Raw genomic sequence first — 20,421 nt, 5'->3', positions numbered from 1 at the left:
GTTTACGGGGGTTGGCGCTGCCTCGACAATCGAGGCATGCCTCAGCAGATTCCTGAGCCACCCGGACCTCACGGACACCCCGACCATCCCGGCCACGCCGACCACTGCGCCGTACCGCCACCGCCCGCTCCCGGAACTCCCCGCAGAACCGTCCTCACCGCCGCCGGAGCAGCCGCCGGTGCGGCCGCCGTCGGCGTCGGTGCCGGGCTCGGCGCGACACCGGCCTCGGCGACACCGGCCTCGGCCGCCACCGGGGACCCCCGCCCGCCCACCGCACAGCCGCCGAACCGTGAACTCCGCGAGCTCCTGCGGGAGATCGACCCGGAGCGCATCGAGGCGACGGTGCGCAGGCTCGCCGGATTCGGCACCCGGCACACCCTGTCGAGCCAGGACGACCCGGAGCGCGGCATCGGCGCCGCCCGCGACTGGATCAAGGCGGAGTTCGAGCGGTACGCGCGACGCAGCGGCGGCCGGATGACCGTCGAGCTGCAGTCGTACGTACAGGAACCGGCGCCGCGTATCCCCGTGGCCACGCGGATCACCAACGTGGTGGCGACGCTGCGGGGTTCGGTCGCCCCGGAGCGGGTGTACGTGGTGTCGGGCCACTACGACTCGCGCGCCTCGGACGTCATGGACGCCACCAGCGACGCACCCGGCGCGGACGACGACGCCTCGGGTGTGGCGGTCGCCATGGAGCTGGCGCGGGTACTGGTGAAGCGGCGGCCCGCGGCGACGCTGGTGTTCGCGGCGGTCGCGGGCGAGGAGCAGGGCCTCTTCGGGGCGGACCACATGGCGTCCCGGTTCGAGGCCGCGCAGACCGACGTACAGGCGATGTTCACGAACGACATCGTCGGCAGCTCGACGGCGGACGACGGCACCCGGGACCCGTACACGATCCGCCTCTTCGCCGAAGGCGTGCCGACGTCCGAGACGCCCGAGGAGGCCGAGACGCGGCGGTCGGTGGGCGGCGAGAACGACTCCCCCGCACGGCAGTTGGCGCGGTTCGTGCGGGACACGGCCGACAACGACGCTACGGGGATGCGGGTGCGCGTGGTCTACCGCAGGGACCGCTATCTGCGCGGCGGCGACCACATCCCGTTCCTCGAACGCGGCTACCCGGCGGCCCGGTTCACGGAGCCGGCCGAGGACTTCGCGCATCAGCACCAGGACGTGCGGGTGGAGGACGGGAAGCAGTACGGCGATCTGCCGGAGTTCTGCGACTTCCCGTTCGTGGCGCGCGTGGCCCGGGTCAACGCGGCCGCCCTGTGGACCCTCGCGCAGGCCCCCGGCACCCCGCGCGGCGCGCGGATCCGCACGAGCGCCCTGACCAACTCCACGGAGCTGCTCTGGCAGCGCGGCGAGGAGCCGGACCTCGCGGGCTACGAGGTGGTGTGGCGCGAGACGACCGAGCCGGAGTGGACGCATGTGATCGAGGTGGGCGACGTGACGGGCCACGAGGTGGACCTGTCCAAGGACAACGTCTTCTTCGGCGTCCGCGCGGTGGGCCGCTCGGGCCGGCGCAGCCCGGTGGCCTTCCCGACACCCCTACGCTGACAGACTCCAGCGCACCCCCGGCGTCCGGCTCAAGTGGCGGACTTCAACTGCGACTTGAGGACGTACGGGTCGACGACCCCCTTCGCCGCCACATGGTCGCCGGAGGACTCGCCGCGCAGCCTGCGCCCGATCCACGGCACCAGGTACTCGCGGGCCCACTGGATGTCGTCGCGCCGCACTTCGAGGGTGCCGCGCGGCGGCAGCGGCGGCCACGGCTGGTCGGGCTCGACCGGGACGTCGAGGCCGAGCACCTGGGCGGCGCGCAGGGCGACACGGGTGTGGCCCTCGGGCGAGAGGTGCAGCCGGTCGCCGTCCCAGGCCCGGCGGTCCTGCACGGACCTCAGGGACCAGAGGTCGAGCACGGGGCAGCCGTAGCGGTCGGCGACGGCGCGGACATGGCCGTTGTACGTGGCGATCTTGCCGCGCAGGTGGCGCATGACGGGCACGCCGCGGGTGTCGAAGCCGGTGGTGATCATGACCGTGCCGACCGACTCCTTGAGGTCGGCGACGGCTCGCTCGAAGCGCTCGGCGACCTCGTCCGGGTCGGTGCCGGGGCGGATGATGTCGTTGCCGCCGGCGCAGAAACTCACCAGGTCGGGGGCGAGCTCCTTGGCCCGCGGCACCTGGTCGGCCACGATCTGGTCGAGCAGCTTCCCGCGGACGGCCAGGTTGGTGTACTCGAAGGTGTGCTCGGGGTGCCGGTCGGACAGGAGCACGGCGAACCGGTCGGCCCAGCCGACGAAGCCGCCGTCCGGGCCAGGGTCTCCGACGCCTTCGGTGAAGCTGTCGCCGACGGCCGCGTAGGAGCCGGGGACCGCGGTGCTGTTGAGGGGTGTCGAATCGTCTGCCACGTCGGCATATCCTTCACCTCGCTAAGTGTCCTACGCCACCGTATGTAACGTTCAGACGGACGAATAGTCCGTTTTGCATACCTTCTGGCTTTGCGTCGTGAGGAAGCCCACAAACCAAGCCAAGATGGGCACGCTCGTTCCCCTGAGCACCAATTGGAACGTACAGCCGCATTCACCCGATTTAGGCGATTACTGGTGGAGCACCTATGCCCGGGTGACCGTTCCAGACACGCTCGCGACCTGGCACAACGCCATGGTCGAAGCCGAGCTCTCACAGAAGACGATCTCGACCCGGATAGCGCAGGTCGACGTCGTCTGCCGCTACCACCGACTGGCTGACCCGACGCTCATCACCCGCGAACACATCAAGAGCTACTTCGAGGAGCGGGAGCTGTCGCCCGCAGCACGGCTGAAGTACCTCGAACACCTCAGGATGTTCTTCCAGTTCGCAGGCGTCCCCGACGCTACCGAGGGCATCAAGCGCCCCAGGCCGCCCCGGTACCGACCCCGACCGCTCACGCCGGAGAACTACCGGACCATCTCCGACCACGTCCGCCGCACCTCCCGCATCACGCACCTCTGGTTCCGCCTCGGCGGCGAACTGGGCCTGCGGGCCTTCGAGATCGCCAAGGTCGCAGGCCGCGACCTGGATCCGTCGTCCCGCACGCTCCTCGTGGTGGGCAAGGCGGCGCTGGTGACCACGGTTGACGTGCCGGACGACTTGTTCGAAGCGCTGTGGGAGGTCACCGACGGCAACCCGGGTGCGCTGTGGCCCGGGACGACGGGGATCAAAGTGAGCAGCGAGATCTCGCTGCTCGCGGCCCAGGTCGGAGTCCGGATGCAGTGCCACCAGCTCCGGCACACGGCGATCACCCGCTACTACCAGCGCTCTCAGGACCTGATCGCGACACAGGAGTTCGCGCGTCACGAGAGCCCGGAGACGACCGCGGTATACGCCCTGTCCGCCAAGAAGAACCACCGCACGATCCTCAACACCCTGCACTCTCCCGAGCCCGAAGTCTCGCCACCGCCGCCCGACCCTTTGCAGCTGAAGCAGTTCGACTCCCGGCTGGGGATGATCCTGCACGCCTTCGGCGTCACCGCCGACGACCTGTTACCCCTCCTGACCGAGCGTCGCGCCAACGAGCTGCGCCACGACGGCTGACCCCTTGCCCGCTCAGGCCCGGCCCTTCTCGGGCCGGGCCGCCCAGTCACGAAGCACTCGATGATTCAAGCCGACCTGACCGATGAGCGCGTGGCAGCCCTCCTCGCCCACCTCAAGCAGCACCACCCCCGCGCCCATTTGTGGGCCCTGCTGGCCGCCCAACGCGGATTGAGAGCTTCGGAAATTGCCCAACTCGCCGTAGGCGACGACTTACTGACGCATCTCGGAGGTCACGCGGTACCGCCCTCGATCGAACTGGCTCACGCCCTGGACGCCGCCGAAGGCGGCATTGTGTGCCCGCACACCAGTGCACATCTGCACCGGGTCTTCCGCGCGCAGAGTGAACACGACGGTCAACCGCCCGTCACGTTGCACGCGCTCCGTACGTACTTCCTGGCCCAGCTGGCAGCCGCCGTATCGGCCAGCCGCTACTCGCCCACTCAGGCCACCGAAATGGCCCGGCTCAAGCAGCGCCCCCAGATACGTCGCCGCCTCTCTTCTCTCGGCCGGGAGCAGCGCGATGCGCCCTGACCTCTTCGGCTCGTGGACGTGTGCGGGGTCACCTCGACGCAACCCGACAGCCTCTATTTAAATTCCTACAGTTGAGACCAAGAGGACAAACACACCAAACAGGAGTAAGCGCAATGAACACCTCGGACGCTACTGCCCAGCCCCGCATCCCCCGCACGCTCAACGCACGCACCACCCGCCTGCGCGACCGCCTCGACGCCAGCTACGGCGTCGCATACACCGAACTCATCCTGCGCGCCGCGTCGCTGACCACCGCGACCTCACCCGCCCCCGGCAATCCCGACAAGATCGACCAGCTCACCGAGCAGGCCGCCCAGATACTCACCGAACGCGAAGTCGGCCAGGCCCACCTCATGGCCACCACCCACGTCACCTCGGTCGTCTCCACGATGCGGCGCCGCTGATGGTCCGCCGAGGCCCACAGCACTGGCGCTACATCTGCCGCCGCTGCAAACGCGATGCCCTCGACGACGAGGGATACGACACGAGCAACTACCTGTGCGTGCGGTGCGAGCACGAGCTCTACGGCTCGGATCACACCTGGTGCTCGTGCCCCAAGAACACCCAGGCAACGAAGACGAGGGTCCTGTGAGCACGCCGACCATTCTGATCGCCACCCAGCAGACCATCGACGCCTACCACCGGCTGGTCGACCTGGCGACCCGCAGCTACGCGGACCGCCACAGCGTCGCAGGCGTTGAACGTGCCGCAGCCCTACGCCACTTCACGCTCGGACTCATCCGTCGCGGGCAGGGAGCCGAGGTCGCGGCCTTCGCCGCCCACCAGGCCGCCGACCATCTTCAAGCGCGTGGCATGACCTGGGGATCGCTGACGCCGCAGCTGACTGGTCTGCGCCACCTCGGTCCCGAATCCCGCGCGGTGGTCACCGACACGCTCGCCGCACTCGAAACTGGAAACCCGATGCTCGTGCAGGCATGCCTGCACGCGATGGAAGACCAGGGTCTGACCGATGCGCTCGCCGCGCTGCTGGCAGTCCTCTCCGGGCTGGGTGCCCGCGCTCAGCAGAGCGGCCACGCTCCACTGATCCTCGATGCGGGCCTGCCCGCTCAGGCTGCGCCCGACCCAGGCGAGTGGCGTCCGAACCCGAAGGCCTTGCCCGAGTGGCGGCGCAAGCTGATCGCCCACTACACCCAGGGCAGCGGGCCCACCACGCTCTCCTCGGCACTGGCGCAGGGCCTGTTCACGCTCTGCCCCGACGCCGGTCCCGGCGATGACGGCTACATGGACTGCGACGGGCCGGGCCGGTTCCTGGCCACGGAGGAGGCCACGACGCTGAGCCGCGCGGGCCTGTACTACGTGGACGCCGACATGTGCGCCGTCGCCGTACGCAAAGCCATGCGCCCCAAGAAGGCACCGGTGACGCGCGAGCGGATGCTGCGCGGGCCGGGCCTGGTCGTCTTCGAGACACCGGTGGACATGGGTTCGAGCAAGCCGATCGTCGCCGTCTCCTGGAGTACGTGGGACCCCGCGGCGTGGCCGGGCGGGTCGTGGTTGTGGAGGCGCAACGATCACGTGCACGACGAGCAGGACGGGCCTCGCATGGTGTCCGTCCCGGCCGCCGAGTTCGCCAAAGTCGGGGATCCGGTGTGGTGGTTCACCCTCTACACCCCGTCCCTCATCAGCGGGGGCCCGCCGATCGCCTGGGAGACGGAGATGATCGTCGCCGACGGCGCCATCTTCGACACCGAGCCGATCGAGGGCACCAACGAACTCCCCGTACGGGCCGCGATCGCCGTGCACGAACTCATCACCCAGACACAGCGGTTGGGCAAGACCATCACCCGTACCACCCTCCACAAGCGCAAGCCCACCGACCAGCGCAAGGACCGGCGCCGGGGCATCACGGACGACGGGCACGTACGTCTCGTCACCATCGGCGGCAACGGGGCCAGCCCAGCACGCCGCCCGGCTGCCGGCGAGGCCTACAAGCGGGGGCCGTGGCAGTTCCGCACCTGGCGGCGCGAGCACGACCGCATGCAGTGCCCCAACCCCCGCCGTCACGCTGAACTAGGCGACGCCTGCGTCCACCAGGAAATCACCATCCTCGAACACCCCATGGGCCCCGAGGACGCCCCTTTCCGCCCCTCCAACACCGTCCGCCAGCTCAAGGGCAGGGAGAGCGAGTGATCCCGAACCCGCCGCACCGCACCAAGGGCGGCGCCCCGCAGCTCGGCGCGAACACTCCCGGAGAATCCGGTCCCTTCGGCCCCTGCGGCTCACAGGACGATCCCGAACCCTCCCCGGCCTGCGACACCGAGCCCTCGCCCGCCATGCCGTACCGCAAGGCTCCATGCGCCGAGTGCCCCTGGCGCACCGACGTCGCACCAGGCCGCTTCCCGGCCACCCGCTTCGAGGAGCTGCGCTCCACCTCCGTACAGCCCGAAGGCACCGAAGCCGTCCTGGCCGCCCTCATCCACGGCCAGGACAAGTTTGGCTGCCACAAAGGCGCACCCCGCACTGGCGAGGATCTCGCCTGCGCCGGGTGGCTCGCAGTCGCCGGCTGGGAGAACTTCAGCGTACGCAGGGCGCTCCTTGAGGAGCGATTGCCGCCGCAGGCACTGGAGCTGGGCCCAAACTGGACTCCGCTGTACGAGTCGTACGACGCCATGGCGCATGCGAACAGGGTTTCGGCGTCACGGCGGCGACGCCCACACCGCAGAGCCGACCACCAAGTGCTCCCAGGTGCGGGCGGCCTTCTTGCCGCCCGGGCAGTTGGCTGACCGGTTCTCTCACTGGTCGCGCCGTTGCGCGCTGGTGACGGCGAGCACGGCTGTGGTGAGCGCCCACACCGCGTAGACGGTCCAGGCTCCGCCGGTCGTCCACGGAAAGTCAGTCCGGGGTGAGCCGACCTCCACGAGCCGTGACCACGCCTGGTAGAGCGTGGCGTGCCCGGCGACCGCCGACCAGTGGCGGCCGTCGGTGAAGATGATGGGCAGCACGAGGATGACCACCACCGAGGCGATCATGGTGGCCGAGGTGTGCCTGATGACGGAGCCGATGGCCATGCCGGCGACCGCGCACACGGGCGCAAGGAGGGCGGACGCCACTACGACGCGCAGGGCGCCCGGGTAGCTGATCGATATGCCGGCGTCCCGGCCGTCGAGGATCGCCTGCGTCAGGCCGAAGGAGGCCCCCGCGACGATCGTGCCGAAGACGGTGGTGACCGCCGTGACGGCCACCGTTTTGGCGGCCATCACCGAATGGCGGGCCGGAACGGCCGCGAACGTCGTACGGATGGTGCCCGTGCTGTACTCGCCGATGATCGCGACGGCGCCGATGGCACCGAGGGCAAGCATCATGACCATGGCGGCGTTCGCCGTGAACGCCTCCTGCAGCGGAATTCCGGCCCGGACGAAGTCGGCCCGGTCCACCGCGCTCCGCTCCGGCCAGTAGTTGTAGGTGTCGTAGGCGGTGCCCGCGTTGAACGCGATGACGGCCAGTGCGGTGGCCCCGTACGCGATCCAGGTCGAGCGCAGCGACCGAAGCTTGATCCACTCGGCGGCCACGAGGTCGTGAAAGCGGGCGTGGGGTTCGTCGGCGCCGAGTCCGCCGGCAGGGTACGTCTTGGTCACTGGGGGTCTCCTGCGAGGTATTGCACGCTGTCGGCGGTGAGCTCCATAAACGCCTCTTCCAGGGAGGCGGAACGGGTGCTGAGGTGATGCAGCGGAATGCGGTGCTCCATGGCGATCTCACCGATCCGGACCGCGGTCACACCGGTCACAGCGAGCAGGTCGCCCGCCGTGTGCACGGCCGCGCCCTCGGCCGTGAGCAGGCCTCTCAGGTCTGCCGCGGCGGGCGTGCCCACCGTGACGCTCTGCCGGGTGCCGCGAGCGGAGAACTCCGTGAGGCTTTCCGCCGCGATCAGCTCGCCGCGGCCGATGACGACCAGCTGGTCGGCGGTGTGCTCCATCTCGGACATGAGATGGCTGGAAACGAACACGGTGCGGCCCTCGGCGGCGAGCCGCCTGAACAGGTCACGCACCCACTTCACGCCTTCCGGGTCGAGGCCGTTGAGCGGTTCGTCGAAGAGCAGTACCGGTGGGTCGCCGAGCAGGGCGGACGCGATGCCGAGCCGCTGTTTCATGCCGAGCGAGAATCCGCCGATGCGGCGCCGGGCGACCTCGGCGAGACCGACCTCCCGCAGCACCTCCTCCACCCGGCGCTGCGGGATGCGGTTGCTGCGGGCCAGGGCGGACAACTGTGCTACCGCGCTGCGCCCGCTGTGCACGCCGTGCGCGTCGAGAAGGGAGCCGACATGGCGCAGGCCGCGGGGGAGATCGCGAAAGGAACGGCCGCCGACGGTGACGCTGCCGCTGGTGGGCTCATGCAAGCCGAGGATCATCCGCAGCGTGGTGCTCTTGCCCGCACCGTTGGGTCCGAGGAACCCGGTCACCTCACCGGGTCGCGCGGTGAAGGTCAGATCTTTGACGGCCGTCGTGCTGCCGTATCGCTTCGTGAGCTCGTTGACTTCGATCACGGGGACAACGGTGCCGGGGGGCGACCCCGCCCGTCGTCGGGCTGGAGCTGACAAGCGCCGGGCGCGAGTGTCAACCCCGGTTGTACATCCGCGGGCCGATGGCCCCTCAACGGCACACGGTTACGATCACCAGATGTCCGTCTCCGTGTCTTTGCCGCTGCTCAAGCGCATACCGCCGGGCCTGTGGACGGCGCTGGCGTGGTTGGCGGCAGCAGTGCAGCCCATCGTCGAGTACATCGTGATGCCGCCTGGGCCGACGCACTCGCTCAACTTTCCCCGGGACGGGCTCGATTCGCTTGGCGCCCGGGCTCTACTTGCGCTCGCCTTCGTACTGGTCCTGGCCGGCAGTACGGTGCTGCGGCGCAGTACTTCGCTGGCGTACGCACTGGTGATTGCCGGTACGGTCGCCTCGACGGTGGCCTGGCGTCAGGACGAGATCCCGCCGCTGCAGTTTCTGGCAGTGGATGTGGCCCTCTGCTACATCGCGGCCATCCGATCCCGGCGGAATTCGATCACGGCGGCCGCAGGGGCACTCGGCATGCTCACCTGCTATTTCATGATGCGGCTGCTCATGGGGGACGACTCCGGAATCGCCCCCGAGCCCTTCCTGGCCCTGACCGTGGCCATCGCCTGGCTCATCGGCAACTCGGTGCATCAGGCCCGCGCCCACACCGAAGAGTTGTACGCACGGGCCGCCACGCAGGCCGTCACCGCCGAACGGCTGCGCATCGCCCGCGAGATGCATGACACTGTCGCCCACAGCATCGGCATCATCGCCCTGCAGGCCGGCGCCGCGGCCCGGGTCGTCGAGACCCAGCCGGCCAAGGCCCGGGAGGCGATGCTCACCGTGGAGAAGGCGGGGCGCGAGACCCTGTCCGGGCTCCGGCAGATGCTCGGCGCCCTGCGCCAGGCCGACCAGAATCAGGAAGGCACCAGTCAAGACGTTGGGCTCGCACCAGCATCCCTGCAGCCGGCCACTGGCCTGGCGGACGTGGAACGGCTCGCCGCGACGGCCACGGCCGCCGGCGTCCGCGTGGAGGTGTGCCGGCAGGGGAGGCACCGCCCACTGCCCGCTGACATCGACCTCGCGGCGTTCCGGATCGTCCAGGAGTCGGTGACCAACGCCGTACGGCACTCGGGGGCCGATTCCTGCCTCGTGCGCCTCGAATACCGCGCGGACGAACTCGCTGTCGAGGTCTCGGACCGAGGGACAGGCGGCGGCACCAGCACGGACACCGGATACGGCCTGATCGGCATGCGCGAGCGGACTGCCCTGTTGAACGGCGATTTCACGGCCGGGCCCGGTCCCGGGGGCGGCTTCCTGGTAGCGGTCAGATTACCGATACCGACAATGACCGAGGCAGAAGAGAAGGCGAGAGCCAGATGACCATCCGCGTCGTACTCACCGACGACCAGCCCCTGGTCCGCGCCGCCCTGCAGATGGTCATCACCGACACCGCCGACATCGAAGTGGTGGGCGAGGCCGGAGACGGCGCGGAAGCGGTACGACTGGCGGAGGAACTCGCCCCCGACGTCGTCGTGATGGACCTCCGGATGCCCGGCATGGACGGCATCGAGGCCACCGGGCTGATCACGAAGGGCACCGGCTCCGCACGCGTCGTCGTCCTGACGACCTTCGACGACGACGACTACGTATACGGGGCGCTACACGCCGGCGCGTCCGGATTCCTCGTCAAGGACATGGCCCTGGACGACATCCTCTCCGCAATCCGGATCGTTGCCGCCGGGGACGCTCTGATCGCACCAGCTGTCACACGCCGGCTGATCAAAGATTTCACCGCCCGACCCGCAGCGTCACCGCCGCGGCGGGCGGAGCTCGGCGGCATCACAGCCCGGGAACGCGAGGTGCTGACCCTCGTCGGCAGGGGCCTGTCCAATGCAGAGATCGCAGGCGAGCTCTGCATCAGCATCGCCACCGCCAAGACCTACCTGACCCGCCTGCTCGCCAAGCTCGATGCCCGCGACCGGGTGCAGCTGGTGATCCTGGCCTATGAGGCAGGCCTGGTGACAACGTCCCAGTGAGTGGACGGACTCCCTGCGCAGAAAGCACCGGCGGGCCGTGTGCGATCCGCGCGAGTCCGCTCCAACCCCGCCTGCCGTCAGTGCGCAGTTGACCAAGGTTCTGGCTCACCGTCGGCTGTCACCGGGGGCCAGAAGGCTGGTCAGCTCGGCGACGGCCGCCGGTGAGGACTTGAAGTAACGGCGGAGGTTCTCCGGCTACTTGTGACGCGACTTGGCCATCAGCATGAGCAGTGACGCACCTTGCTCGCCGAGGTGCGTCAGGGCAGAGTGCCGGTACTCGTGAAGGTCCCAACCGCTGCCAGGTCCACGAACTGGGGTGCGCCCATCCAGTAGGGCGCGGGCCTGCCCGTACGAGAGCCGGGCAAAGTCTGTGTCCGGACACACGTCTCGCGGGCCCACCACCTTCCCAGGGCCGGCTCGGCGGTGGGTGACGAACACCGGCCCGCGCGTACGTCCCTTGAGCAGCCGGGGCAATAGCCTGGCCGTGCCCGCGTCCCAGTACACAGTCTCCAGTACGAAGTCCTCGCGCGTCTGGCTGCGTCGGGGGGCCTTCGTCCGGGCACCCTTGGCCTTGACCTGACAGCGGCGCCCGGCGAAGTCCAGATCCTCATGTTCACGCCCAGAATCTCGTCGGATCGAGCGGCGGTCTCATAGAGCATCCGGTACAGGGCCTTCTCCCGCAGGTGCACCTCGCGCCGCGCGATCAGCCGGTCGATGGCCATGCGCGAGCGGGCCGGGGTCTCGGAGTCCGGCACCGCCAGCCGCTTCGCCCAGGCCGGGACCGCCGGACACTCGTAGCCGCGCTCGCGGCACCACGCCAGCCAGGACAGCACCGATGCCCGGCGGGAGTTCCAGGTGTTCACCGCCGCGGTACCCCAGAGCAGTTCGAGGGCTTCCCCCACTTCGTCGTCCGCGACCGAGCCGAGCGGCCGGCCCTCGCCGAGCTGCAGCGCAGTCTTGCCCACCCCGATTCCGTAGGTGCGGACCGTGTTCGGGTTTGCCGAGCGAGTCGAGGAAGAGGTCGGCCGCCGTCCGGACGGTGAGCGCTTTGCCGGTCGGCAGCTGTACGACGGTGGGCACCGCTTCCTCCTTGCCGCAGATAACAGGGCCGCTTCGTGTAGGACCCGAAGAGCGTCACCGCAGGTGACGGATCGAGCTACCGCAGATATTGGGGTGTTATCGGCGAGAAGCCTTCTGTGGACGCTCACGCAATTCCCCAGCCAGAAGTTCACGATCTTCCCCAGGGGGATCCCGGAGTCCACGCCGCAGGCGCCGTTGGATGGAGGGGGCACCGGCGCTCCGACCCGGTGTCCTGCGTCGGCCGAACGCGCTGATAGAACCCCGCCATGACATACCGATTCACTGCTCGTATTGCCACAACAGAGATCGACCCTGACGGCTACTTCACTGAAGCTGCTCTCGCTGAGGAAGCGGACGGAAGCGGATTCACCTTGATGTTCATGGCGGGCGAGGACGACCCAGATGATCAGGAGGTCGCCTTGGGGATGGACACACACTGCCTGGTCACTGCCGGACAAGGGACCGCCTATGGCTGCGTGCGCGAAGCCGTTCTGACGGGCAATGTCCTCCGCGTCTCGCTCGACCCTGACGCACTGGAGGACCTGCGGTTGAGCGACAGCGAGGTCGAGGCCGTCATCCAAGCACCGGACGAGGATGTCGTCCAGTTCCGTGCAGTCCTCGCCCAGGTGCTCGCCTACGGACGTGCGGACGCCGTGCCCGTTCGTGTAGCGGTCTGAGCCGGCCATCGAACCGAGTCAAAGGGTGGGGAATACGTGAAGCCGACGGCGCGATCCGTGGGGAATTGCATGACCGCCGACACCTTCAGGTCGCGTTCGCTTCCGATGCTCCGTCAGCCGCCCACCAGGAACGACGAGGGCTTAGCGCACGATCTGACATGGATGTTCCTCAAGCCCCTTTGTTCGAACGGGCCACGGCCCAGGGCCGTCCCGCTCAGGACAGGCCCTAGTCGTCGATCCAGGCCCGGCGGACTTGCTCGAACCGTGCCGGCAGCGGCTCCCATCCGTACGCCCCGACCTGCTGGGCGTTTGTGCGCGCGGCCCACCGTCGCCACGACGCATCCAGTCCGCGTGGCTCCAACGGGAGTCCGACCTGCTTGAACCGGCCGCGCCAGACGGTGTGGTGGCACGTCACGAACAGAGCGTTCACAGCTCCGCCCTCGACGTTCTCCGCGATCAGCCGCCCCCGTACGCGCACCCATCGCGCCAGCACGGCGTGCAGGTCGTCGTCGACCGGCGCGGTGAAAAGCTGCTCGAACTTGCCGCGCCGTACGGTCACCTGACGCCGCCGCGGATGAAACGAGGCCACCGTCATCGCCAACACCTCGCCCCGGCGCGCCCGTGTGACCCGCACGATGCCGACCACAGCCGCCAGGCGCACGATCTCCGCGCTTGCGTCATCGGCCATCGCTTGCGACCACAACCGGGCCCAGACCCACTCCGCTTGGACCTCCCCCACTGTTGGACGTGGGTACCTCTGCGGATCGGGCGGGAAGTTGACCCCTTGCTCACCCCCTATGCACCCGTTATGAGCTGTTGATTCGTGGCGCGTGGTTACCTTTTTTTCCACGGTTCACGAGGGTACCGATCGGGTGTGATCTGCGCAGCGCGACGGGCAGTTGACCCCCGTGCAGGCCCGGAGGGGCTGCGGTTTCTCCGCCCGCGCTGCGTAGAGCGTGTGAGTGTTCGGCTCCTGGTCGGGCGGGTGTCCGGTGGTTAGGCGACGTCGAAGTCGGGGTGGTCCTCGGCGATCACGAGCGCTTCGTTCTCGTCGGCGCTCTGGACGTGGGCGATGAAGGCGTGCTGGTAGTCGTCGTATCCGGTGGCCAGCGGGGTTATGTGGCCGGGGAACGCGGCTAGGGCGGTGCGGTCGCCGGATTCCCAGACGGTTCCGATGACCGTGAAGTGGGCTTGGTGGGCGCCGGGTTCGGGCGCGGCCTTCAGTTGGTGGTGGGCTGGCATGCGGGGTTCCGTTCGGTTCTTGAGAGGCGGGCGAGGGGGTGGGTCGCGTGTCCTGGTGCGGAAGCGATTCCTCCACCCCCTCGCTCACATCTATTAATTTACATTTCGGCCAGGGTGGTGTCGGGTCGGCCCGGTGTGACCTGACCGACTGGGCGCGGACCCGACACCTCGCGGCCCCATCTGTAGATTTTTAGAAATCAGTCAGTGAGCAGCACGAGAGAGAGCCACCCATGAATGTCGTCACGACCCGCGAGCGGCACCTCGACGCCCTTGCCGCCCTGGACGAGATCACCGTCGATGAACTCGCCAAGGTCTGGACGGAGACGCTGCTGGCCCAGTCAGTCGAGTCCAGCCCAGCTCGACGTCGCTCCTTCCTTGTCGCTACCCGCGTGCTGGCTGTCGCCACGCTCTCGATGCGGCACCACGAAGCCCTGCAAGCACAGGCGTGCACCGAAGAGGGTGCAGGCGAGGAGCAGATGAAGGGTCACGAGTTCAGCCCCTGGGGCCTGTAGCCACCGTCACTGCGGCGTGGCCCGACACCGCCTCACTCCATCTGTAGAGTTAAAACGTAAGCGAAGCCGAGAGAGAGAAGACCGAAATGACCGCCGCCGCCCCCGCCACCATCCCCGCCAGCCACCGACAGCCCGCCTGGAAGCTTCTCAACGCCTCCAACCAGCTGTCCGCATCCAACTGGACTGCCGCCCGTGAGACTGCTGGCCTGATGTGGGAGCCGACCGTTAGCCGCATCCTCAAGTCCGACGCGGACGGCATGCCAGTCCTGGAGGGTATGGACGATGACGGCCGTCCGGTCTACGCCTACGAAGAGGGCCACAAGCGCATCACCCGCGGCCCCGGCGGGGACAAGCTCGGCATCGTTGGTGAGTCCTACGGCGTCATCTCCCACGCTGCGATCGGAGCACTCGTAGACCCGCTCCTCGACGTGCCGGGCACGAGCTTTGAGCACCTGGTGGAACTTGAGGGCGGGCGCCGCGTGTTCGCGCTGATCCGAGTCGGCGAAGAGCGCCAGTTGGGCGCCGACTTCTCCCCCACGGTCCCGCTGCTGGCTATGCAGACCTCCCACGACGGCACCGGCGCGCTCAGGCTCTGGGGCACCTGCACCCGTCTCGTGTGCACGAACCAGGCTTCGGCCTCGGAGGTGACGGCCCGCTCCAAGGGCCTGTCGGCGACGATCCGCCACACGAACCGGTGGGAGTTCAACGCACAGCGAGTCAGTGCGCTGGTGGAGATGGCGCGCAGTCAGTTCGACATGATCGCGTCCGTTTCGGCGGAGCTGTCGGACATCAAGATCACCTCTCGGGAGCGTGAGGCGTACGTGAGGGCGATGTTCCCGATGCCGCCCGTGGGTGAGCGCACCGATCGGGCGATCCGCGCTGTGGAGAAGAACCGGCTCAGCCTGCAGGAGCTTTTGGAGTCGGAGACGAACGAGCCGATCGCCCACACCGCCCTGGGTCTGGCGCAGGCGGCTGTGGAGTGGGCTGACTGGCAGCGCCGGTACGACAGCCTGGACTCCTTGCTGCACCGCAACGTGATCCGCCCGCAGTTGGTCAAGGTGAAGGCCTGGAAGCTCGCCCGCAACGTGCGCTCCCTGGAGCTGGCCGCCTAGCGCCGCCGGGGCCCGCCCGCCACTGGAGGCGCCCGCGATCTGACGTGTCGTCTGCCTGTGCACTCGACCCGGCGGCCACTCTCCTGCCGGGCCGCCGGCATGTCGGCGGCGTCACAGCGGGAGGATTCCGCCACTCCCAAATCAGTACGTACTGTTTTAAAAGTAGGCAAATAAGGAGAGCACGTCATGCACGACGACCACGCCACCCGCGAGAACTTGGCTGAGCGCCTGCCCGTGGGGTCGCTGGTGAGCCTGCGCCCGAACTTCGGCACCGCACGTCCGGTGCGGGCTCGAATCGACGGCCACGGCGAGAAGAACGGCCGCGCGCTTGTCGATTACAGCTTCCGACTGAACGGACGCACGGAGGCGCGGTGGGCATACATGAGTCAGATTGACGCAGTCCTGCGGCGCGGGCCGCTCACCGCGTGAGGGAGAGCCGGGATGTCGGCGCCGTCACGTCGGGCGGACCCGACACCACCATCGCCAATCTGTATCGTTAAATAAGTAAGCAAGAGCCCAGGAGGAGAGAGCGGATGCCGACCACCGAGATCGACCTGATCAACGAGACGGTCATCCAGTGTTCCGCCTGCGGCGACATCGCACCCGCGCAGTACGACGAGGACGAGGTCGACTACGAACTGGGCTGGCACGTCCTGCACATCCACTGCTCCTGCGACCTGCTGTGCGGCGACTGCTTCGAGGACGTCCGGGCCGCCTGCGACGCGGTCATATATGACGCCGCCTGACCTGACTGTAGTGCCAAGACCGACGCGAAAGGAGGGGCGTCATGCGCTACCCGGCCACCGTCCAGACCGCCCCTGCTGCCGAGCCCCGCGCGGGCGAGTGGTGGTGCGTCGAGCTCGACGACGGCACCCCGATGCTCACCTTCTGGCGCGGCCACGCGCCCGTCTCTTGCTGGTGGCAGGGGTGGCTCATCCCCATCGCGACCCGCCATCGCATCAGCGACAGCGAGTGCCCCAACTGCGCCAGGGACAAGGGCACGAGCCTGCGGCGCGAGGTAGTTCCCGACCACTCCGCGATCGAAGCCAACCCCAACGCGGCCTGCCGGGTCCCCCTGCACCGAATCCGCGACCGCCACAAGTAGCGGCCGCCAGGGCCGGAGGAATCGGCCCCCACCCCTTTAGCGCATCAGCAAGCGAGGAGCCCCATGACCGACGCCACCCACAGCGAGCCCGAGTTCACCGAACTCACCCCCGCACCCTTCCGCCGCCTGACCGCCCACACCCGCCACGGCGACATCCAACTCACCGAAGAGGCCTGGAGCTGGGTCGCCCGCATCCCCCTGCCCGACGGCACCACCGCCGCCGTCGACCTCGCCTTCGAGCAGGCCGCCCTCCGCTTCACGAGCGCCCTGCACCACTCCAGCACGCCTCCCACCGACCTCCAGCAGCTGCGGGCCACCGCCGAGACAATGTCCTCGATCGTCCGCGCCGAACGCAGACAGGCCCACATCACGAACCAGCACCCACCGGAGGAGTCGCGATGACCGACGCCACCACCCACACCACCCAGGCAGCCGGCAACGCGTTGCGGCAGGCCCAGGCGCTCGCCCGACTGATGGCCCTCGCCGAGGAACACGGCGAGCTGGCCCAGGCCCTGGCCAACATCGACACCCAGGACATGGAGCAGCGCCTCACCCTCGACGGCTTGCGCGCCGAGTACGTGGCAGCTCACCGGGACGCCTCGTACTACAGCGCGTCGGCGGAGACCTCGCGCCGGATCGAGGAGGCGAACGGTCAACGGGTGTGTGCCTGCGCGCACACCGCGACGCGGCACGCGAAGGAGCTCACCGACGACATGCGGCTGCCGTGCGCGGCCGAGGGCTGTCGGTGTGCGGATCTACGCCTGGCGGCTACCGCCGGTCGGTGATCCTCACCATCTGTAGGGTCGGGTATGTAATCGGTACCCGACTCCGACAGGATCCTCCGTTGAGCGACACCGGCCCCCCGTGGTTCGAGAGCCCGAATCCCATGACGGCCCAGGACATCAGCGAACGTCTGGACTGTGCCCTGCCCACCGCGCGGGAGTGGGCCCGTCAGGGCCTGTTCGGGGAGCCCGTCACCCGCCCCTCGGTACGTAGCAAGCCCTACGAGTACGAGGCGCGGCGGGTGTATCTGGCGGGGCTGCGCAAGGGCATCCTGAACAAGGACGGCACCGTCGCCAGGGCGCTGCGTCGCGGCGAGCACCGCGCGTACAGCGAGGAGACCAAACGGGACGTCGACGGGATGGAACTGCTGAACGTCCCACAGGTCGCCGACATGTTCGGTGTGCGCGTAACGACGGTCAACCAGTGGGCCTACCGGCGCAAAGCGCGAGGCAATCCCAACGACATGCCCGCGCCCGACGTGCGCGATCTGGGCCACGTGTACTGGCGCCGCGACACCCTGAGGCGGTGGGGGCGCGACACCGGGCGCATGGATCCGGAGGGCAATCCGATCCGCAAGAACAGCATCTGACTGAAGTGAAATAAACAGCAGGGAGGGTGCGTCGCCACCGATCCCCATCAGCCAGCGACACACCCTCCCCTTTCGACGAATGGAGCAGCGTGACCGCCGAACCATCCATCACCAAGCCTAAGCCGCCCCCAGCCGCCCCCCAGAAAGCGGTGACGGTGCACCAGGCCATCAACGCCGTGATGCGCGACATGGACCCCGTCGGCAAGAACGGCTTCAACGACTTCTCCCGTTACAAGTTCCGCAGCGTCGAGGACGTCATCAACGCCGCCAACGGTGCCTTCGTCCGCCACGGCCTGTTCATCGCACCCGAAGTCGTCAACGAGCGTTACGAGTTGCGCGGCGGGAAGAACAACACCGCGATCCTCACGATCAAGTACCGCATCTTCGGCCCCAGCGGCGACCACGTCGAAGCGGTCATGGTCGGCGAGGGTTCCGACGTGTCCGACAAGGCGGCGAACAAGGCCATGACGGCAGGCTTCAAATACCTGCTGAACCAGGTTTTCATGATCCCCACCGAGTCCACGGACGACAGCGACCGGGACACCCCCGTCGGTGCCCCCGATCCACTCTCCGGGTTCTTGGCCCGCATGCGTGACCCGTACGTGTGGAATGACCCCAAGGCCCTGTCCCTGATCGCCCAGGATGCTGAACTGGCTCAGGTTTCGGGGCACCGGGTCCCGATGAAGGCGGGCGCCGAGCCCGTCACGCTCGCCCAGCTCATCTCGAACCGTCGCGCCCAGCTCAACGCCCAGCATCAGGAGCAGCAGGCAGCATGAGCGAGTTCGTCGCCGAGGCCGCCGCCGCCACCGCGACGGCGGCCAACCGCGCTCCGGTGGCCAGGGAGTTCGACGGGCGCGGCTTCGTGCCCGTGCGCGCCGACCATCTCTTCCACTTGATCAAGACCGTCGAGCAGCACGGCCGGATGCTCACCGAGATCCGCGACCAGCTCGCCCAGCTGGCGCCCACTCACGCCGACCCAACGCCAGCCGACAGCAACTAGACCTCCCCTGCCCGGCGGCGGCACCCACTCGAACGGTGTGCGTAACACGGCCACGGTTACCCTGGCGCGCATGCTCATAGCCAGCCTGAAACCCCGGACCATGGGCGGCACCACGAACACCGGCCTGCTCGCCTACGCACTGCACCGCGCCGGGCGGCCGGTCGCCGTCTATGACGCGGACGAGTCACAGCAACTCGCCGCCTGGGCCCGCGACGCAGGCGACTTCCCCTGCCAAGTGGTGCCGGCGGCCACGGCGTTCTTCGCGGACACGATATATCCGGCGATGGACCCCGAGCGGATCAATCTGGTGGACGTCGGGCACGCGGAGAACCACCCCGAGATCGTCGACTCCGTCCTCGAAGTCGCCGACGTGGCCCTGGTGACGGTGTCGCCGACGCAGCCGGACTATCAGCGGCTGATGCGGCCGGAGAAGGGCACCCCGCTGGCGAAGATGGTCAAGCGGTCCGCGAGCCTGCGCGACACCGGCGCCCCGCCCACGACGGTCGTGCTGCTGAACCGGTGTCAGGCCGGGGCGAAGAGCACTGGCGACTACAAGTCGAAGCTCCGGGCGGATGGTTGGGACGTACTCACGTCGACGATTCCGCGCCGCGAGGCCATCGCGAGCGCCTTGGGCTTCCCTTGCGATAAGCCCGAGCGCCGCGCTCCTTACGACCAGCTCGTGACCGAACTCGCCGACAGGGGGCTTCTGAAGTGACCGCCACTTTCCTGCCCGCGCTGCCCGCACAGAGCGACGTCGACCCATGGGCGGACCTTCAGAACTCCTCGGAACGACGTCAGGCGTTCGACTGGGGCAGCGTCCTGCCGCCGGCCGACATCGACGCCACCGGCCCCCTCAGCCCGCGCGAGAGCGCGCAGCTCGCCAAGCTCCACACTGCTCGCAACGGAACCCAGAACGCGCGGTGGATGCGCGGCGCGATCCTCGAGTCCGTCAACCGGCGCGGCCTGCACCGGGGCGAGAGCGGCGAACGCACCTGGCCCGAGTACCTCGATCAGGAGTGGGCCGGGCTCTCGGAGTCGCAGGCGTACCGGGAGATCGAGGAATGGCGCATGGGCTACGCGGTCTCCCAAATTTGGGAGGGCATCGTCGCCGACTCCCACGTACGTGCCCTCCTGCCCCTGGAGGAGTACGGGCCGCGCCCCGAGATCGCCGCGGCCTACAGCCGGATGCGCACCGCCTGGGAGAACGACGGCAAACGCCTCACCGCCGAGCATGTCCGCGCCTCCGTACGGGAGTTCCGCGCGGCGGCTGGCGCTCTCGACGTGGCGGTTCAGGTTCGGGAGCTTCCGGCTCCGGTGGTGCCCGCCCCGGCCAAGGCGGCATCCGAACCTGGTGCCGTGGAGCCCCAGCGCGAGGAGGGCACACCGTCGGTCACGGCGCTCGGGGAGCCGGACGGCGGCCTGGACGGAGAGATCGACGACGATCCCAACCCGCCCCCGGCCGAAGCTGAGGAGAGTGGGGAGCGCGAGCACATCGCAGCGCTCCTGAAGCAGCTCGGGAGGCTGGCACACCAGGTGGGTGGCCGGGCGACGCGAGCGGACGCAGTGCGCGTCCTCGTCGACGAACTCCCGCAGCACCCTGGGATCTGGGCGATCGTCCGGCGGCGCCTGGAATCGCTGTAGCCACCCAACCGGGCCATTGGTCATACTGGACCGGTATT

Annotated in this window: 26 protein-coding genes and 1 pseudogene; 21 read left to right on the top strand and 6 right to left on the bottom strand. The window is 68.7% G+C overall.

Annotation, left to right across the window (positions count from 1 at the left end; genetic code table 11):
- Window positions 1-36 precede the first annotated feature (36 nt).
- Window positions 37-1,554, top strand: a complete 1,518-nt coding sequence (locus tag RCO28_RS20790) for a M20/M25/M40 family metallo-hydrolase (protein ID WP_308942683.1) — start codon at window positions 37-39, stop codon at window positions 1,552-1,554.
- Window positions 1,555-1,583: 29 nt separating this feature from the next.
- Here RCO28_RS20790 and RCO28_RS20785 read toward each other — a convergent pair whose 3' ends face one another.
- A complete protein-coding gene (locus RCO28_RS20785; RefSeq protein WP_308942682.1) occupies window positions 1,584-2,405 on the bottom strand; it encodes an SGNH/GDSL hydrolase family protein in 822 nt (273 codons plus the stop codon).
- 124 nt (window positions 2,406-2,529) lie between these two features.
- Between RCO28_RS20785 and RCO28_RS20780 the strand changes: the two genes are divergently transcribed.
- From RCO28_RS20780 to RCO28_RS20760, 5 genes are all read left to right on the top strand, one after another.
- Entirely contained in the window at window positions 2,530-3,570 is a 1,041-nt protein-coding gene (locus RCO28_RS20780; RefSeq protein WP_308942681.1) for a tyrosine-type recombinase/integrase, read from the top strand.
- Window positions 3,571-3,630: 60 nt separating this feature from the next.
- Window positions 3,631-4,101: a hypothetical protein gene (locus tag RCO28_RS20775; protein WP_308942680.1), complete on the top strand. Its 471-nt coding sequence runs from the start codon at window positions 3,631-3,633 to the stop codon at window positions 4,099-4,101.
- A gap of 113 nt (window positions 4,102-4,214) precedes the next feature.
- Window positions 4,215-4,505, top strand: a complete 291-nt coding sequence (locus RCO28_RS20770; RefSeq protein ID WP_308942679.1) for a hypothetical protein — start codon at window positions 4,215-4,217, stop codon at window positions 4,503-4,505.
- Between the two features lie 184 nt (window positions 4,506-4,689).
- Window positions 4,690-6,249, top strand: a complete 1,560-nt coding sequence (locus RCO28_RS20765; protein WP_308942678.1) for a hypothetical protein — start codon at window positions 4,690-4,692, stop codon at window positions 6,247-6,249.
- Complete coding sequence (locus RCO28_RS20760; protein ID WP_308942677.1) at window positions 6,246-6,842, top strand: DUF6283 family protein; 597 nt, start codon at window positions 6,246-6,248, stop codon at window positions 6,840-6,842. Before RCO28_RS20765 ends, RCO28_RS20760 begins: the two co-directional genes overlap by 4 nt.
- A gap of 9 nt (window positions 6,843-6,851) precedes the next feature.
- Here RCO28_RS20760 and RCO28_RS20755 read toward each other — a convergent pair whose 3' ends face one another.
- Together RCO28_RS20755 and RCO28_RS20750 are read right to left on the bottom strand one after the other, a co-directional pair.
- Entirely contained in the window at window positions 6,852-7,694 is an 843-nt protein-coding gene (locus RCO28_RS20755) for an ABC transporter permease subunit (RefSeq protein WP_308942676.1), read from the bottom strand.
- Window positions 7,691-8,599 (bottom strand): ABC transporter ATP-binding protein, encoded by a 909-nt coding sequence (locus RCO28_RS20750; RefSeq protein WP_308942675.1) that lies wholly within the window; start codon window positions 8,597-8,599, stop codon window positions 7,691-7,693. The genes RCO28_RS20755 and RCO28_RS20750 overlap by 4 nt, the downstream gene beginning before the upstream one ends.
- Before the next feature lie 133 nt (window positions 8,600-8,732).
- Here RCO28_RS20750 and RCO28_RS20745 point away from each other — a divergent pair, with 133 nt between their 5' ends.
- Entirely contained in the window at window positions 8,733-9,986 is a 1,254-nt protein-coding gene (locus RCO28_RS20745; protein WP_308942674.1) for a histidine kinase, read from the top strand.
- The gene (locus RCO28_RS20740) at window positions 9,983-10,642 is read left to right on the top strand and encodes a response regulator transcription factor (protein WP_308942673.1); all 660 of its coding nucleotides are present in this window, start codon (window positions 9,983-9,985) and stop codon (window positions 10,640-10,642) included. The genes RCO28_RS20745 and RCO28_RS20740 overlap by 4 nt, the downstream gene beginning before the upstream one ends.
- Before the next feature lie 105 nt (window positions 10,643-10,747).
- On the opposite strand, the pseudogene RCO28_RS20735 reads toward RCO28_RS20740, so the two are convergent.
- Window positions 10,748-11,722 (bottom strand): annotated as a pseudogene (locus tag RCO28_RS20735) (tyrosine-type recombinase/integrase).
- Between the two features lie 266 nt (window positions 11,723-11,988).
- On the opposite strand from RCO28_RS20735, the gene RCO28_RS20730 reads away from it, so the two are divergent.
- The gene (locus tag RCO28_RS20730) at window positions 11,989-12,399 is read left to right on the top strand and encodes an Imm10 family immunity protein (protein ID WP_308942672.1); all 411 of its coding nucleotides are present in this window, start codon (window positions 11,989-11,991) and stop codon (window positions 12,397-12,399) included.
- A 226-nt stretch (window positions 12,400-12,625) separates the two neighbouring features.
- On the opposite strand, the gene RCO28_RS20725 is transcribed toward RCO28_RS20730, so the two are convergent.
- Window positions 12,626-13,087 carry a hypothetical protein gene (locus tag RCO28_RS20725; RefSeq protein WP_308942671.1) on the bottom strand — a complete coding sequence of 154 codons (462 nt, stop codon included), beginning with the start codon at window positions 13,085-13,087 and terminating at the stop codon, window positions 12,626-12,628.
- A 308-nt stretch (window positions 13,088-13,395) separates the two neighbouring features.
- On the bottom strand, window positions 13,396-13,641 hold the full coding sequence (locus tag RCO28_RS20720) for a hypothetical protein (RefSeq protein WP_308942670.1): 246 nt from the start codon (window positions 13,639-13,641) through the stop codon (window positions 13,396-13,398).
- 230 nt (window positions 13,642-13,871) lie between these two features.
- Here RCO28_RS20720 and RCO28_RS20715 point away from each other — a divergent pair, with 230 nt between their 5' ends.
- From RCO28_RS20715 to RCO28_RS20660, 12 genes are all read left to right on the top strand, one after another.
- A complete protein-coding gene (locus RCO28_RS20715) occupies window positions 13,872-14,153 on the top strand; it encodes a hypothetical protein (protein WP_308942669.1) in 282 nt (93 codons plus the stop codon).
- An 86-nt stretch (window positions 14,154-14,239) separates the two neighbouring features.
- Entirely contained in the window at window positions 14,240-15,265 is a 1,026-nt protein-coding gene (locus RCO28_RS20710) for a DUF932 domain-containing protein (RefSeq protein ID WP_308942668.1), read from the top strand.
- 186 nt (window positions 15,266-15,451) lie between these two features.
- Window positions 15,452-15,694, top strand: a complete 243-nt coding sequence (locus tag RCO28_RS20705) for a hypothetical protein (RefSeq protein WP_308942667.1) — start codon at window positions 15,452-15,454, stop codon at window positions 15,692-15,694.
- Between the two features lie 104 nt (window positions 15,695-15,798).
- A complete protein-coding gene (locus tag RCO28_RS20700; protein ID WP_308942666.1) occupies window positions 15,799-16,011 on the top strand; it encodes a hypothetical protein in 213 nt (70 codons plus the stop codon).
- 41 nt (window positions 16,012-16,052) lie between these two features.
- Window positions 16,053-16,370 carry a hypothetical protein gene (locus tag RCO28_RS20695; protein ID WP_308942665.1) on the top strand — a complete coding sequence of 106 codons (318 nt, stop codon included), beginning with the start codon at window positions 16,053-16,055 and terminating at the stop codon, window positions 16,368-16,370.
- Window positions 16,371-16,433: 63 nt separating this feature from the next.
- Entirely contained in the window at window positions 16,434-16,772 is a 339-nt protein-coding gene (locus RCO28_RS20690) for a hypothetical protein (RefSeq protein WP_308942664.1), read from the top strand.
- On the top strand, window positions 16,769-17,155 hold the full coding sequence (locus RCO28_RS20685) for a hypothetical protein (RefSeq protein WP_308942663.1): 387 nt from the start codon (window positions 16,769-16,771) through the stop codon (window positions 17,153-17,155). Before RCO28_RS20690 ends, RCO28_RS20685 begins: the two co-directional genes overlap by 4 nt.
- A 59-nt stretch (window positions 17,156-17,214) precedes the next feature.
- Window positions 17,215-17,742: a hypothetical protein gene (locus RCO28_RS20680; RefSeq protein WP_308942662.1), complete on the top strand. Its 528-nt coding sequence runs from the start codon at window positions 17,215-17,217 to the stop codon at window positions 17,740-17,742.
- Window positions 17,743-17,831: 89 nt separating this feature from the next.
- On the top strand, window positions 17,832-18,518 hold the full coding sequence (locus RCO28_RS20675) for an ERF family protein (RefSeq protein ID WP_308942661.1): 687 nt from the start codon (window positions 17,832-17,834) through the stop codon (window positions 18,516-18,518).
- On the top strand, window positions 18,515-18,742 hold the full coding sequence (locus RCO28_RS20670; protein ID WP_308942660.1) for a hypothetical protein: 228 nt from the start codon (window positions 18,515-18,517) through the stop codon (window positions 18,740-18,742). The genes RCO28_RS20675 and RCO28_RS20670 overlap by 4 nt, the downstream gene beginning before the upstream one ends.
- Before the next feature lie 70 nt (window positions 18,743-18,812).
- Window positions 18,813-19,457: a plasmid partition protein gene (locus RCO28_RS20665; RefSeq protein WP_308942659.1), complete on the top strand. Its 645-nt coding sequence runs from the start codon at window positions 18,813-18,815 to the stop codon at window positions 19,455-19,457.
- Window positions 19,454-20,383, top strand: coding sequence for a hypothetical protein (locus RCO28_RS20660; RefSeq protein WP_308942658.1), 930 nt, complete (start codon window positions 19,454-19,456; stop codon window positions 20,381-20,383). Before RCO28_RS20665 ends, RCO28_RS20660 begins: the two co-directional genes overlap by 4 nt.
- The last annotated feature ends 38 nt before the right edge of the window (window positions 20,384-20,421 follow it).

The sequence above is a fragment of the Streptomyces sp. LHD-70 genome (assembly GCF_031157275.1).
In the GTDB taxonomy this organism is placed as follows: domain Bacteria; phylum Actinomycetota; class Actinomycetes; order Streptomycetales; family Streptomycetaceae; genus Streptomyces.
This window is presented reverse-complemented; position numbering and strand designations above follow the sequence as displayed.